Genomic DNA, 14,914 nt, shown 5'->3' on the forward strand with positions numbered 1-14,914 from the left:
GTTCAGGAGGGTGCGGTGCCCGGGGCCTGGGCCCCGCCGCCGGCGCGGATCGCCTCCAGGGCGGCGGCGTGCAGGGCGGCCGGGTCGCCGTGGTGGGGGACCGGGCTGCCGGTGAGCGCGTACCACTCGTCGGCGTCCTTGTACTGGACGTCGAACCGGACCAGGTCCCCGTCCACCGCGGTGGTGCACAGCGTGAGCGGGCCGGTGATCACGCCGACCTCGTCGGTCATCGCGCCTCCCGGCCCGGCGAGGACCTCGTCCTGCCACTGCTGCGCTCCGGTCATGAGGCGCAGGTGTCCAGCATGGTGGCGAGCATCTTCTTCTCCGGTTCGGTGACGGTCAGGTCGTAGGAGGACTTGACGGTGGTCCAGGCCCGTCCGTACTGGCACCAGCTCGTGCGGTCCGGCGGCTGCCACAGGTCGGGGCTCTGGTCGCCCTTGGAGCGGTTCGAGGCGGCGGTCACGGCCAGCAGCTGAGGGCGGGTCAGGTCGTTGGCGAACGCCTTGCGCTTGGCGGCGTCCCAGCCGGCCGCGCCGGACCGCCAGCCCTCGGCCAGCGGCACCATGTGGTCGATGTCCATCTTGGCAGCGTCGGTGACGGCCACCCCGTCGTACAGGCTCTTCCACGTGCCGGACACGGCCCGGCACTCGGCGTCCTGCGCGACATCGGTGCCGTCGCGCTTGAGGACGACCTCGCGGGTGTCGCACTTGTTGCCCTGCTGCGCCCAGTGCGTGAACTTGTCGCGGCTGTACCCGGCCATCGTGCCGACCGGCGCGACCTTCAGCGCGGCCAGCTGGGTGCGGGCCACGGCGGTGCTGACCATGCCGGGCAGCACGTCCCCGCCGGCGGGCTTGGCGTCGTCGCCCGGCGGGGAGGCCGGCGGGGAGGAGCGCGACGCGGACGGCTTCGCGTCGGTGTCCGCGCCTCCGCCGGGCGCGTTCGGACCGGAACAGCCGGCCAACGCCAGCAGCAGCGCCGCCGCCAGGACCGCACCGGGCACCCGTATCTGACGAACCATGACCCCACCCCAACCGATTCAGCGCCGTCAATGTCCCCTGAACACTACCCAGAACCGGACATTCAACCGGACATCCACCCTCCGCCCGGCGTTGTCAGTGCCTCTCGCTAGTCTCCCGGCATACCGCAGCTCAGGGGGGCTTTGACCCCGCTGTCAGGGCTGCGCGGAAACGGTCGGGACAGGCGGGGAAGGGTACGTGCTGATGGCATGGCTGGCAGCGGGCGAGGGGTACGAGATCGCCCTGATCGAGGGGCGGGTGGCGGCGCGGTCCACCACCGGCCGGGCGGCGGGGCGGCAGTTGAAGACCCTGCCCAAGGCACTCAAGGACCATCCCGAGGTGGACCGGCTGCGCCGGCTCTCCGCATGGCTCGACCGGCACGCCGCGGCCTGCGTCGCCCAGGTGGACACCTGGATGGTCTCCTCGCTGCCGGTGCCCACCGCGCTGCTCGCCCGGCTCTGGCCGGACGAGGCCTGGCAGGACGCCCTGCGCGACCTGGCCGTCGTCGGCGAGGACCCCGACGAGGTGGGCTTCCTGCGGGACGCCACCGACTCCGGTGAGCTGAAGGTGGTCAACCTCGACGGCGAGACCGTACGGTTCTCCCCGCGCACGGTGACCCTGCCCCACCCGGTGCTGCTGCCCGACCTGGACGACGTACGGGACTTCGCGGCCGAACTGGGCATCGTGCAGCGCGTCGAGCAGATCCACCGCGCCACCTGGCACAAGCCCGAAGGGCTCGCCGCCACCGCCACCGAGGTACGCGACTACGCGGGCGGGGTCTTCCCCACCCGCTTCAGCCTCGCGGCCCGGGCGACGGGCCTCGGCTACCGGGTCTCCGGCGGCTACGCCACCTGCAAGGTCCGCGACGGCGGCCGCGGCACCGAGGCGGCGGTGTGGATCGGCGAGCCCTACTACGAGGACGAGACGACCACCGGCGCCCTGAACTGGCACGACGAGGAGGGCCGGGCGGTGCGCCTGGCCGAGGTCGGACCGGTGGCCTGGTCCGAGGGCATGCGGATGGCCGCGGCGCTGTACGCCGGACGCAAGATCGAGGAGGGCAAGGACGCGTGAACACCACCACCACCACTACCACCGGCACGACCACCCCTACCGGAAAGAACGGTGCGCGCGTGAGCGAGGCCGAACTGCTGCTCAAGGCCGGCGCCGTGCTGCCCCACGGCACCGCGGACGCCGGACCCTCCGCCGTCCCGCTCACCGCCCGCTCCTACCGCCACCCCGCCCTCGGTGAGGACCGCGTCGTCGTCCGGCTCGCCGCCGCCGAACTGGGCCCGGCCGAGGACCTCGCCGCCGGCTTCCTCGGACTCGTCCTCGACGAGGGGGAGCCGCCCGTGGTCGGCCTCGGCCAGCGCCAGGCCCTCGGCTTCCCCGAATGGGTCCTCGTGCACCACCCCGAGGACGGCCACCACGCCCTCGCCGTCGTCCCCGAACTCGACCGGATCGCTCGCCAGGCCAAGACCAAGCCCAAGGCCGCACTCGACGCCTGCCTCGAACTGGCCGGCCGGCTCGCCGCCTCCGTCCCGCACTTCCTGCCCGTCTTCCACGAGCAGGCCGCCCGCACCTTCCTCGCCGTCGAGAACACCACCTACGCCGCCCAGCTCTTCGGCCGGGCCCGCACCGCCGAGGCCCAGCACGGACTGGCCGTCGACGAGGACCGCCTCGACGCCGTATTCCTCGAATTCGCCCTGGCCGGCGCCCTGCCGGTGAAGGTGCTCACCGGATACGGGAAGCAGCTGGCCCTGCGCGTCACCCCCGCCGAGGCCTACGCGCGCTTCCGCCGCCTGTGCGTGCGCCGCACCGCCGGCGGGCTGCCGCCCTCCGCGCAGGCCGCCACCGAACTGCGCCGCCTCGCCCGCGCCGCGGGCCTCACGGGCACCGAGCCCGAGCAGGACTACCTCGCCGAACTGCTGCCCCTGCCCGCCACCCTGCGCGCCGCGACCGGCTGGTGGAAGGCCCACCGCGGCGCACTCGTCGCGCTCGCCCGGCGGGTGCCCGACGTACGCGGCACGCTCCTCACGCTGACCCCGCCCGGCGGCGGCGACAGCGTCGAACTCACCAGCCTGTGGCTGGAGCTCCTGGAGGAATCCGGCGCCACCGCCGGACTGGTCTCCGAGGGCCTGCCCGCCGAACAGCGGTGCGCCGACGGCGCCGCCGGCTGGCTCGAACGCTTCCACGCCGCCCGCCACGCCGGCTGGAGCCTGCGCCCCACACCCCCCGGCCTGCTCGACCTCGTCACCCGCTGCGCGCCCCGGCTGCGTGCCGAACTCGCACGTCCCGGCCGCGAAGCGGGCCTGCGCGTGGGCGTCGAGGACGCCGACCTCCTCGACCTGCTGCTCACCCTGGACCTCCCCGTCGCCGACCCCGATCCGGCGGACCGGCGCCACCGGCACGACCAGCTGAACCTGCGCGACTGGGCCCGCGCCGACCAGCGCCGCGACCTGCTCGCGCTCGCCGCCGACGAGCGGTTCCACCCCGCCTTCCACCGCGCGCTGAACGCCCTCGGGGACGCCACCAGCGGCACCGACATCGTCCAGGCGGTCGCCGCCTCGGCCGGCGGCCGGCCGCTGCTGACCGAGTGGATGCGCGGTGTCGCCCGCGCCTCCCGCGCCGCCGGGCTGCCGGGGATCCCCGACGCCATCCGGCGCCTGACCTGGCTGCCCGCCGAAGCCCTCGCCCTGGCCCCCGAGGACGTGGCCGCCGCCACCGCCCTCGACCTCGCCGAAACCCTCGCCCGCACCCTGCGCGGCGGCCTCTTCGAGGAACTGGCCTGGCCCGCCTGGGAGAGCGCCTTCGCCGAACTCAGCCCCGGCCAGGGCCGCCAGGGCCTGACCGTGGTGGAGTCCTGGCCGTACCTGATCGTCGCCAACCAGGTCCAGGTCCGGGTCATCGACGCCGACTCCACCGTCCTCACCCACGACCTGCGCGTGCCGACCGGCTCCGGGCAGCGCCTCGGATTCCACTACGTCGACGGCGAACTGCTCGTCTTCTGGTCCTCCTGGAACACCGGCGAAACCCAGGGCTACTGGCACACCGACCCGGGCACCGTGCTCACCCTGGACACCGACCGCAACCACTGGTCGCTGCGCTCCGAGCACGCCACCCTGCCCCTGCCGGACGGCGGCCGCACCACCGGCGCCGGCGTCCTGCACCGCGGCGACACGAAGCTGCCGGCCGAGCGGGCCATGCTGTCCGACGGCACCTCGTACTGGGTGTGGCAGCAGCGGGACGGGGACGACGAGCGCGGCTGGCGCGAGTACGACCCCGCGAGCTCCACCTACGGCCGGCTCTCCCAGCCCGCCTTCCTCGCCGACGCCCTGCACGGCCACCCGGACAGCGCCGTGCTCCCCGCCCACAGCGCCTGGCTGCGGCCCACGCCCGCCGTGCCGGGCTCGGTGCTCGGATCGCCCGTCGACGGCGTGCTCGGCTGGCGTGCCGTACGCCTGCGCGACCACGGCTGGCACGGGTCCGACACCGCGGGCCGCACGGTCACCGTGCCCGAGGGCGGCGAGATGCCGGTCGCGGCACTCGCCTTCCCCGGCGACGACCGGCCGCGCGCCCTGTCCCATCAGTGGCGCGAGCTGAGCATCAGCGACCCGGACGGCGTGGTCACCGCCCGGTCGCGCAACGAGCACCACCGACAGTCCGCCTTCGCCACCGGCAGCATCGACCTGCCGCCGCTCTCCCACTGGTACGCCCTGCGCCCGCGCGACCCCGAGGGCTCGGGCGCGCTGCGCACCGCCGACCGCGAGACCGTCGCCACCCTGCTCAAGGCGGCCGCCGCCACCGAGAAGGCCGCGGACCTGCCCGGTGTGGTGAGTGCGGCCCTGCCGCAGGTCACCGCACCGAAGCTGATCGGCGGCATCATCGAGGTCCTCCGCTTCACCCTCACCCAGCGGAAGGCCCTGGACGCCGTCGCCGCCCGGCTCAGCCCGGACTCCGGCCCCGCCGAGGAGACCGAACAGGGCCCCACCGACCGGCTCCTCGGCGAAGCCCTCAGCGGCATCCTCGACTCCGGCTACTACCGCTGGGGCATCGACACCGACGCCGCCCACGGCACCCTCCGCGACCTCGCCGCGGCCCGCGCCGACACCGACGCCGTCCACACGCCCGGACGCCTCCACTTCGACGTCCCCGTCCGGCGCGCCACCACCTTCCCGTGGTCACCGCTGCTCGACCAGCCCGCCGCCGTCGCCTACCGCGCCGCCGGCCCGGTTCCCGACGACGAACAGCGGGCGGCCCTGCTCGCCCTCCTGGCCGCCGTGGACGGGCTCGGCCTGGACTCCGCCCAGGGGTCCGCCGCCCACTGGCGCCGGGTCCTGCTCCACCTCGACCGGGCCCACCTGGTCACCCCCGACGGGCGCGAGCGGAGGCTCCCGCACCCGTCCGTGTTCCCTCTCGGCGGCGGAGCCGTGCTCGCCCTCACCGAGCACTCCCGGACCCTGACCGACGGGCACGAGTTCGGTGCCCTCCTCCACGATCCCGCCGGCCGCTTCGCCGTCCCCGCCCCCTACACCGTGCACGGCGACGCCCCGCTCGGCGACCCCGAGCGTCCCGCCGGCTGGCTGGCCGCCTTCCTGGGCGCGGCCGCCGAGCACGGACCGGCACCCTTCCGCCCCGAAGCCGCCGAGGAGTTCGCCCGCCTCACCGGGGTCCCCGACGCCCTCGCCCGGCTCGTCGTCGCCGGATTCCCCCACATCGACGCCTGGGAGCGCAACTTCCTGCCCAAGGACCTGCGCACCGCCCTCGGACTCAAGGCCGCCGACGCGGCCACCGCACGCGACGAGCTCAAGAACCTCGACGCGTCGGTTCGGCGGGCCGTCCTCGCCGCCCTGCTTCCCGCCGACCCGGCGCGGCTGTGGACCGAGGGCCCCGACGCGGCCGCCGCCGCCGAGGTGTGGAACCGGAAGGTGGGCCGCCGTACGCCCGTACCCGACTGGCTGGCCACCGAGGCCGCCCGCGCCGTCCGCGGCCACTGGCCCGCCCACCGCGCCCTGGCCGCCCTGCTCGACCCGGCGGCCTCGCGCACCCTGTCCACCGACGTGGCCTGGACGGTGAACGGCGACCACGTGGAACCCCGCCAACCCGCCGAGGAGCCCTTCAGCTCGTCCGCCCTGTGCGGGATCCTCGCCACGGCGGCCTGGCTGGCCCACCGGCTGCCCGCGGGCGACCCCGTACGCGCGGCCCTGCCGCCCGCGCTCACGGCCGTACGGCAGCGGCTCGCCTCGCCCGAACTGATGCTCAGCACCCTGAACTTCATCAGCCTGTCCGACTTCCGGAAGGCGGCGGGCACCCCCACCGAGACCGGCGAGGGCTACGAGCGGTACGGCGCGGTCGTCCTGCCCACCCACGACGACCGGCCCCGGCCCGCCCTGCGCCCGACGCTGCTGGACTCCACCGGCTCCGACCCGTACCTGCCGCTGCTGCGCGGAGCCGACCAGGGCCCCCTCGGCGTCGAGGAGGCGCTGCGGGCCGCCCACGACCCGCGCTTCGCCGCCCTGCTCGCCGACCCGGGCGCCCCGGCGGCGGGCTCCGCCGACGCGGACGGCACCTGGTGGCCGCAGGACCCGACCCGCTCGGTGCCCGAGCTGGTCGAGGAGGTCTCCGCCGCGCACGGCCTCGGCGCCGACGCGGCCGCCCTCTACCTCGCACTGCTCGCGATGCCCGACCCCACCGACCGCAACACCGCCCGGTGGACCGGCTGGAAGCCGGCCCGCCTCAAGGCGGCCCGCGCCGAACTGGCCGCCACCGATCTCGTGGTGACGGCCGACCGGAGCCGGGCCGGACGCACGCTGTTCCTGCCGGGCGCGTGGGCCGACAGGGCCGCGCCGACGCTGCCGGTGGAGCAGTGGAAGCTCCCGATGTACGGCCGGCTGGGCGTGCTGGTGCCCGGCGAACCGGCCGCGGAGCTCTACCGGCGGGCCTGGCAGCGGGTCCGGGAGGGCGACGTACCGCGCTTCGAGGAGCTCAAGGTGAAGCGCACCCGGGGCCGCGCCCGCCGCTGATGACACCGCCGGCACGGCGGCCGGCACCCGCCGGCCGCCGTGCGGACCCCCATCCGAGGACACCGAGCAACCAGAGGACTTGAGGACCTGATGACCGCCACCGACGAAGCCGCCGCCATCGCCGCTGCCGAGGCCGCTGCCGCCGCCCGGAGCGCCGAAGCCGCCGCTTCCGCCACGCCCACCGCTCCCGCCACGCCTACCGCTTCCGCCACGCCCGCCGCTCCCGCCACGCCCGCCGCGACGGCGGCCCGGCAGGTACTTCCCGCCGAGGAGCGGTACGCCGCCGAACTCGCCTTCCTCGCCGCCCAGGACCCCGGCCCCCGCCCGCCCGGCTGGGCGCTCACCCCGCGCGCCGTCGTCACCTTCGTGTGCGGCAGCGACGGCGCCGAACTCGCCCTGCCGGGGCGCCGCCGGGCCGGACTGCCGGCGAAGCTGGCCATCGCCCCCAAGTTCGTCGGCGAACGCGCCCTCGTGGAGCGGTGCGTGGTCACCCTCGCGGGCGAGCGCGGCCTGCTGCTCACCGGCGAGCCCGGCACGGCCAAGTCGATGCTCTCCGAACTGCTGGCCGCCGCCGTCTGCGGCACCAGCGCGCTGACCGTGCAGGGCACGGCGGGCACGACGGAGGACGCCTTCCGCTACGGCTGGAACTACGCCCTGCTGCTCGCCCAGGGCCCCACCTCGCAGGCGCTGGTCGACTCCCCGGTGCTCTCCGCCATGCGCACCGGGCGGGTGGTGCGGGTCGAGGAGATCACCCGCTGCCTGCCCGAGGTGCAGGACGCGCTGGTGTCGATCCTGTCCGACCGGCGGGTCAGCGTGCCCGAACTGACCGCCACCGAGGACGCGGTGGTCTCCGCGGCCCCCGGCTTCACCGTCATCGCCACCGCGAACCTGCGCGACCGGGGCGTCTCCGAGATGTCCGCCGCCCTCAAGCGGCGCTTCAACTTCGAGACGGTCGCCCCGATCGCGGACGCGGACGCCGAGGCCACGCTGATCCGCCGCCAGGCGGTGGCGGCCGTGGAGCGGGCGGGAGCGGCCTTCGGCGTCGACGACGCCGTGCTCGACGCGCTCGTCACCGTCTTCCGGGACCTGCGCTCGGGGCGCTCCGCCGAGGGCTGGGACGTGGAACGGCCCGGGACGGTCATGTCCACCGCCGAGGCCGTGCAGGTGGCGGCCTCGCTGGGGGTCTCGGCCGCGTACCTGCCCGGCGGGGACGTGCTGGACCTGCTGCCGGGCCACCTGCTGGGCGTGGTCCGCAAGGACGACCCCGCCGACCACGGCCGCCTGCTCGGCTACTGGGACGGCCCGGTCCGCCGCCGGGCCGAGGACGGCTCGGCGATGTGGCGCCGCCTGTGGGACCTGCGCGGGAGCCTGCGGTGACGCCGACGACCGATCCGCGCGCCGCCGTCGACGCGCTCGCCGCGTCGCGCACGCCGTACCTGCTGGGCGTGCGCCACCACAGCCCCGCGCTGGCCGCGGTGGTCCCGGCGCTGCTTGACGCCTCCGGCGCGGAGGTGGTCTGCGTGGAGCTGCCGGCCGACTTCCAGCCGTGGGTCGAGCACTTGGCCGACCCCGAAACGGTCGCCCCGGTCGCCTTGGCCGGCTCGGGTACGGACGGCCGCCTGGCGTTCTACCCGTTCGCGGACTTCTCCCCGGAACTGGCCGCGATCCGCTGGGCCCGCCGCTCCGGCGCGGCCGTCGTCTGCTGCGACCTCCCCCTGTCCGACGACGGCTGGACCGACCGGCCCGTGGCCCCGGCCCCCGACTTCGGCCAGGCCCCCGACCAGGGCACGGCTTCCGGCACGGGCGGGACTCCGGTTCCGGCCCCGGGCCCGGTCGTCCCCGCTCAGGCCGCGCCGCTGGGCGAGCGCCCGGCCGGCGGGTCGGTCCCGGCACCGGCTCGCGGTGGGAACGCCGAATCGGGTTCGGGCCCGGAATCCCGCGTGCGCCCGGAACCGCGGCCCGGAGGGTCCTTCGCGGACGCCCTCACCGCCGCCGGTACGGGCCGGGACGGCGAGGACCTGTGGGACCGCGCGGTCGAGGTCCTCGCACCGGGCTGCTCCCCGGAAGCGGTACGCCGTGCGGCGCTCGGCGTCGGCTGGGCCCTGCGCGCCGACGCCCCGGCCGTCCCGGCGCGGGACCTGGCCCGTGAGGCCCACATGCGCGAGGTCATCGCGAAAGCCGCCGCCGCGAGCCACCGCGTGGCGGCGGTGATCGGCGCCTTCCACGCCCCGGCGCTGGCCCCCGCGGCCGGCGAGCGGCCTGCTGCCGACACGGCCACGGGCGCCAACCCGGCCGGAGCCGCCGAAGCGCCGAAGGCGCCCGGCCGCGGTGAGCCGGATCCGGTGCGCGCCGCAGGCGAAGGGACGGGGCCGGCCCCGGCGGCGGGTGCCGCCTCCGCCGGTGGCGGCGAGCCGGGTGCGGCCGCTGCCTGCGGCACACCACCGGGGGTCCACGGGCCCGGCGTGGTGCCCGCCGCAGGCGAAGGGACGGGGCCGGGTGCGGTGGCCGCTGCCTGCGGTACACCGCCGGGGGTGCACGGGCCGGGCGTGGTGCTCGCCGCAGGCGGAGGGGCGGGGCCGGGTGCGGTGGCCGCTGCGTGCGGTACACCGGGGGTGCACGGGCCCGGTGTGGTGCTCGCCGCAGGCGGAGGGGCGGGGCCGGGTGCGGTGGCCGCTGCGTGCGGTACACCGGGGGTGCACGGGCCGGGCGTGGTGCTCGCCGCAGGCGAAGGGGCGGGGCCGGGTGCGGTGGCCGCTGCGTGCGGTACACCGGGGGTGCACGGGCCCGGTGTGGTGCCCGCCGCAGGCGGAGGGGCGGGCGAGGTCGTCGCCTCGTTCGTGCCGTACTCCTTCGACCTGCTCGATTCCCGTTCCGGGTACCCCGCCGGGATCCGGGACCCCCTGTGGCAGCAGGCCGTGCTGCACGCCGGTGGTGATCCCGAGCGGCTGCGGGAGGCCGCCTCCGTCGCCGTCACCGGGGTCTGCCGGGAGCTGCGTCGCGCCGGGCACACCGCCGGTACCGGTGAGGCCGCCGAGACGCTGCGGCTCGCCTGTGACCTCGCCGTCCTGCGCGGGCTCCCCGCGCCCGGCCGCGGCGAGCTCCTCGAGGCCGTCACCACCGTCCTCGGCCAGGGCGAACCGCTCGGCCGGGGGCGGGCGCTGGCCCGGGCGCTGGAGGCCGTCCTCGTCGGCACCGCCCGCGGGCGGATCACCCCGCACGCCCCCCGCTCCGGCCTCGGCCCCTCCGTCGAGGCCGAGTTGGCGGGACTGCGGCTGCCCGGCCCCGACGACCCCGCCTCCCGCGAGGTCCGCCTCGACCCGCTGCGCTCCGCCCTCGACGCCCGCCGCGAGGTGCTGCTCCAGCGGCTCCTGGTCTGCGGCGCCTCCTACGGGGAACCCCTCGCGGTGTCCGCCACCGGCGACGCCACCGCCCTCGGCACCAAGTGGCGGCTGTCCTGGACGCCTTCCGTCCCCGCCCGGCTGGATCTCGCCGGGGTCCGCGGCGTCACCGCCGCCCAGGCCGCCGCCGGCACCCTCCGCGACACCGCGCGCCGCGCCGCCGCCGAGGGCGGGCCGACCCCGGCCCAGATCCTCGCCGGGCTGGCCGCGGCCGCACGGTGCGATCTGCCCGAACTGGTCGACGTACGGCTCCACGAGGCGGCCGACACCCTGCCGCGGACCGCGACCCTGCCCGAACTGCTCGACGCACTCGACCTGTTGGAGGCCCTGCGGCGCGGACACCTCCCCGGGGCCTCGTCCACCGCGCGGGCCACCGCCGCCACGCTCACCGGCGACCTGCTCGAAGCGGCCGTACGCTCCCTGCCCGGCCTCGCCGGCAGCGACGACCCCGCCGACGCGGGCGCCCTGGTGGCCCTCGCCGACCGCGCAGCCGCCCGCCACCTCGGCCTGCGCACCGACGGAGCCCTCGCCGAACTCGCCGCCTCCGGCTCCCCGTTGATGCAGGGTGCGGCCCTCGCCGTCCGGGTCCTCCTCGACCTCGACCCCGCCGCCCGCCTCGGCGACCGCGCCGCCGGGTGGCTCGACAGCGCCGCCGCCCCCGACAGCCGGCGCGCCCTGGCCCGCCGCCTCGGCGGACTCCTCACCGCCGCCGGACCGCTCCTCCAGTCCTCCCCGGCCGCCCTCACCCCGCTCCTCGACCGCGTCGAGCACCTCTCCGACGACGACTTCCTCCTCCGCCTCCCCGCGCTGCGCGGCGGCTTCGACACCCTTTCCCCCGCCGCCCGAGACCGGCTGCTCGACACCGTCACCGAGCGGCTCGGCGACCGCATCGACCTCGCGCTCGACGCGCCGCCCGCGCTCCTCGCCCTCTGGGCCGCGGCCGACGCCGCCGGCCTCGCCGCACTCAAGGACCTCCCGCTGCCCGCGGCGGCGGCACCGACTCCGGTGCCGGAGGCCCCCGATGCCCCGCCACGACCGTCCGCCCCCACCGGGCGGCGGCTCGCCCCCGCCGACCGCTGGCGGCTCCTGCTCGGCCGCGAGCGCGACCGGCTCCCCGCCGGCGCCCGCCGCTACGCCCACGCCCTCGACGAGCTGTACGGCACCGGTCGCGGCGAGGGCGCCTCCGACCTCGACGCCGGCCGCGGCCCCGGACAGGGCGGCGGCCAGGAGGCCTCCTTCCCCACCGCCCGCGAGTGGTCCGAGGAGCTGGAGGCCCTCTTCGGCGCCGACGTACGCGAGGAGGTGCTGGCCGGAGCGGCCGAGGCCGGCCGTACCGACGTACTGGCCCAGCTCGACCCGGCGGCCGTACGGCCCTCCGTGGAACTGCTCGGCTCCGTCCTGTCCCTGGCCGGCGGCATGCCGGAAGCCCAACTCGCCCGCCTGCGCCCCCTGGTCAGGCGGCTGGTCGACGAGCTCGCCAAGGAGCTCGCCACCCGGCTGCGCCCCGCCCTCTCCGGCCTCGCCACCCCGCGCCCCACCCGCCGCCCCGGCGGCCGCCTCGACCTGGCCCGCACCCTGCGCGCCAACCTCGCGCACACCCGGCGGCGGCCCGACGGCAGTGTGGTCGTCGTCCCGGAGCGCCCCGTCTTCAGCACCCGGGCGAGCCGCGAGGCCGACTGGCGGCTGATCCTCGTCGTCGACGTCTCCGGCTCCATGGAGGCCTCCGTCATCTGGTCGGCGCTGACCGCGGCCGTGCTGGGCGGCGTACCCACCCTCTCCACGCACTTCCTCGCCTTCTCCACCCAGGTCGTGGACCTCACCGACCGGGTCGACGACCCGCTCTCCCTCCTCCTCGAGGTCCGCGTCGGCGGCGGTACGCACATCGCCGCCGGCCTCGCCCACGCCCGCTCCCTGATCACCGTCCCGAGCCGCACCCTCGTCGTCGTGGTCAGCGACTTCGAGGAGGGCGCCCCGATCGGCGGCCTCCTCGGCGAGGTCCGCGCCCTCGCCGCGTCGGGCGCACACCTGCTGGGCTGCGCCGCGCTCGACGACGCGGGCACGCCCCGCTACTCGGTCCCCGTCGCACAACAACTCGTCGCGGCCGGCATGCCGGTGGCCGCCCTCAGCCCCCTCGCCCTCGCCCGCTGGGTGGGCGACCGTCTCCGTGGAGAGCCCCGTTGAGCCCGCAGCATGCCCCACTGCCGCCCGTGGCCCCCGAGGTGCTCGCCGAAGCCGTCGAGAACCTCACCGCCCGGCTGCGCAAGAAGCTGGACGCCGCCACCGAGAGCTGCGCGGCGCACGCCGTCCGCGCGGAGGACGGTAGCGTCACCATCCGCTTCGGCGAGGACGCCGTCGTCACGCTGAGCCCGGGCCCCCAGGGGGCCGTCACCGGAGCCGAACAGGCCGTGTGCAGCTGCCTGTTGGCGCCGCGCTGCCTCCACCGGGCCGCCGCCCTCGGCGCGGCCCCGCTCGCGGACGCCGCTCCGGCCGCCGCGGGGGGAGAGCCGGCGACGGCCAAGCCCGCGGAGACCGCCGAGCAGGCCGAGCAGCCCGCCCCGGCCGCTCCCACCGAGGCCCAGCTCGGCGCCGCGGCCGCCCTCTGGCAGGCGGCCGCCGAGGCCCTCGCCGCCGGAGTCACCGCCGGCGGGGCCGTGGTCCAGGCCGAGCTGCTGCGCGCCGCGCACACCGCCCGGCTCGCCGGACTGCCGCGCGCCGAGGCCGCCGCCCTACGGGTGGTACGGGGCCTGCGCGCGGCCCGGGACCGGCGGGCCGCCCACCGGCTCGGCGACCTCACCGCGGCATTCCGCGAACTCCTGCACACCGCGGGGCTGCTGGCCGCCGGTTCGGCCGGCCCCGCGCTGACCGGCACCGCCCGCCGCGCCTACGCGCCCGGCGGCAGCCTCCAGGTGTACGGCCTGTGCCGCGAACCCGTGCTCTCCGCCACCGGATACGGGGGAGTGGTCACCCACCTCCTCGCCCCGGACGGCACGCCCTACTCGGTCTCCGACGTGCGCCCCGGCGGCCTGGCCCGGGCCCGCGGGGCGGGTTCGGCCTCAGTGGCCCTCGGCGGCGCCACCCTCGACCATGCCGGACTCGCCCGCGGCGGCCTGCGCATCGTCGGCGCGACCGTCTCCGCGGAGGGCCGCCTCGGTGCCGGACGCGAGGTCAGGGCGACCCCGCTGCGCGGCACGCCGTGGACCGGGGAGCCTGCCGCGGCCCTCTTCGCCCGCCCCGCGGCCGAGGCGGTCGCCGAGTGCTTCGCCCGCCGACAGGCCGACCCGGAGGGCGCCGAGCCCGCCCTGCTCGGCTGCGAGGTCACCGTCGTCGGCGCCGCCGGGGAACACCTCCTGGCCCGCGAGGCACGGCCGGGCGCACCCCTGCTGCGGCTGCGGCCCGCGCACCCCCACCCGGAGCTCGCGCACACCGAGAACCTGCGCCGCCTCGCCTCGTACCCCGGTCTGCGGCTGCGCGTCCTCGGCCGCCCCGACCTGGACCGGGCCGCCACCCTGCGCCCCCTCGCCGTCGGCCCCGTACCGGGTGCGGACTACACCCTGCGGCTGCCCGAGGAGTGGCTGGACCGCGCGGACCTCGGCTACGACCGCCTCCAGGGCGCCCACTTCCCGCCCCGGCAGACCGGCCCCGCCCCGGAGGAGACACCGGCCGCCGACCCGGATCCGCTCGCGGACTCCCCGCTGTGGCGCGTACGCCGCCTCCTGGAGACCGGGGTCGCGGGCGGCCGGCGCGCCGTGGCCGAAGCGGCGCGCGGCACCGAACCCCTCGCCGCGTACGGTCCGCTGCGCCGGGCCGGGCTCACATCGGCCGCGGAGCTCGCCGCCGCCCTGGCCGCCGAGGCCGACCGCCGTCCCCGCGACGCCTTCGGCCGCCTCGCCGACCCCTCGGCGGACGCCTACGCCTGGGCCTGGCTGGCCTCGGCCACCCACCTCGCGGCGGCGGAACGCTCCCTGGTCGCCGCCTCCTGGGCCGGATGACCGCACCACGCGCGCAGCGCGCCGAAGTCCGCCTCGGTGAGCCCCCGGCCGGGATCCACCCGGTGGAGGAGGGCCCGACCGGGGTGCCGGGCGGCCACCCAGGCCCGGTCGGCGCCGCTGATCTCGTCGTCCACCCAGACGAAGTCCCGTCCCGCGGCGTGCGCCAGCAGGGCGGGGGTCTTCCAGTGGATCCCGCCCGCCCCGTCCTCGTCGGAGGGCTCCGGCCAGGCCACCACGGGCAGCTCGGGCAGGCCGAGCCGGGGCGCGATGCACTCGTTCGCCTCGTCCATCCAGGTCGTGGCCCACACCAGCTCGCAGGGCAGCGCCGCCAGCAACGGCCCGAGCGCCGGATCGACCCGGGCGAGCAGCGGATTGGCGTCGTCCCCTTGCGGGTACGGGCCCGCCCCGAACGGGATGAGCGGCCCGTCGACGTCGAGGAAGAGCAGCGGGCGCGCCGCGAATCCGGTCATGACGCCACCGTAGCCCCGTGG

General features: G+C 77.3%; 8 protein-coding genes. 5 read left to right on the forward strand and 3 right to left on the reverse strand.

Annotated features, from left to right (window positions below):
* Window positions 1–2: 2 nt before the first annotated feature.
* Together ACFWBN_RS05010 and ACFWBN_RS05015 are read right to left on the reverse strand one after the other, a co-directional pair.
* Window positions 3–284 carry a hypothetical protein gene (locus ACFWBN_RS05010; protein ID WP_385170691.1) on the reverse strand — a complete coding sequence of 94 codons (282 nt, stop codon included), beginning with the start codon at window positions 282–284 and terminating at the stop codon, window positions 3–5.
* Window positions 281–1,018 carry an HNH endonuclease family protein gene (locus ACFWBN_RS05015; RefSeq protein WP_385170694.1) on the reverse strand — a complete coding sequence of 246 codons (738 nt, stop codon included), beginning with the start codon at window positions 1,016–1,018 and terminating at the stop codon, window positions 281–283. The genes ACFWBN_RS05010 and ACFWBN_RS05015 overlap by 4 nt, the downstream gene beginning before the upstream one ends.
* Window positions 1,019–1,220: 202 nt before the next feature.
* Here ACFWBN_RS05015 and ACFWBN_RS05020 point away from each other — a divergent pair, with 202 nt between their 5' ends.
* The 5 genes from ACFWBN_RS05020 to ACFWBN_RS05040 all read left to right on the forward strand — a co-directional run bounded on the left by ACFWBN_RS05020 (window position 1,221) and on the right by ACFWBN_RS05040 (window position 14,423).
* Window positions 1,221–2,087 (forward strand): DUF4132 domain-containing protein, encoded by an 867-nt coding sequence (locus ACFWBN_RS05020; protein ID WP_385170697.1) that lies wholly within the window; start codon window positions 1,221–1,223, stop codon window positions 2,085–2,087.
* On the forward strand, window positions 2,084–7,036 hold the full coding sequence (locus ACFWBN_RS05025) for a DNA-binding protein (protein ID WP_385170700.1): 4,953 nt from the start codon (window positions 2,084–2,086) through the stop codon (window positions 7,034–7,036). The genes ACFWBN_RS05020 and ACFWBN_RS05025 overlap by 4 nt, the downstream gene beginning before the upstream one ends.
* A 90-nt stretch (window positions 7,037–7,126) precedes the next feature.
* Complete coding sequence (locus ACFWBN_RS05030; protein WP_385170703.1) at window positions 7,127–8,413, forward strand: AAA family ATPase; 1,287 nt, start codon at window positions 7,127–7,129, stop codon at window positions 8,411–8,413.
* Window positions 8,410–12,615: a DUF5682 family protein gene (locus ACFWBN_RS05035; RefSeq protein WP_385170705.1), complete on the forward strand. Its 4,206-nt coding sequence runs from the start codon at window positions 8,410–8,412 to the stop codon at window positions 12,613–12,615. Before ACFWBN_RS05030 ends, ACFWBN_RS05035 begins: the two co-directional genes overlap by 4 nt.
* Window positions 12,612–14,423: a hypothetical protein gene (locus ACFWBN_RS05040; RefSeq protein WP_385170708.1), complete on the forward strand. Its 1,812-nt coding sequence runs from the start codon at window positions 12,612–12,614 to the stop codon at window positions 14,421–14,423. The genes ACFWBN_RS05035 and ACFWBN_RS05040 overlap by 4 nt, the downstream gene beginning before the upstream one ends.
* Here the strand turns inward: ACFWBN_RS05040 and ACFWBN_RS05045 are convergent.
* The gene (locus ACFWBN_RS05045; protein WP_385170710.1) at window positions 14,342–14,893 is read right to left on the reverse strand and encodes an HAD domain-containing protein; all 552 of its coding nucleotides are present in this window, start codon (window positions 14,891–14,893) and stop codon (window positions 14,342–14,344) included. The two genes, ACFWBN_RS05040 and ACFWBN_RS05045, sit on opposite strands and share 82 nt — an antisense overlap.
* Window positions 14,894–14,914 lie beyond the last annotated feature (21 nt).

Source organism: Streptomyces sp. NPDC059989 (assembly GCF_042736975.1).
Classification (GTDB): domain Bacteria; phylum Actinomycetota; class Actinomycetes; order Streptomycetales; family Streptomycetaceae; genus Streptomyces.

Excerpts from the sequence above, each read along its gene's own strand:
- ACFWBN_RS05010 (WP_385170691.1), bottom strand. The coding sequence starts at position 284 with ATGACCGGAGCGCAGCAGTGGCAGGACGAGGTCCTCGCCGGGCCGGGA.
- ACFWBN_RS05015 (WP_385170694.1), bottom strand. The coding sequence starts at position 1,018 with ATGGTTCGTCAGATACGGGTGCCCGGTGCGGTCCTGGCGGCGGCGCTG.
- ACFWBN_RS05020 (WP_385170697.1), top strand. The coding sequence starts at position 1,221 with ATGGCATGGCTGGCAGCGGGCGAGGGGTACGAGATCGCCCTGATCGAG.
- ACFWBN_RS05030 (WP_385170703.1), top strand. The coding sequence starts at position 7,127 with ATGACCGCCACCGACGAAGCCGCCGCCATCGCCGCTGCCGAGGCCGCT.
- ACFWBN_RS05045 (WP_385170710.1), bottom strand. The coding sequence starts at position 14,893 with ATGACCGGATTCGCGGCGCGCCCGCTGCTCTTCCTCGACGTCGACGGG.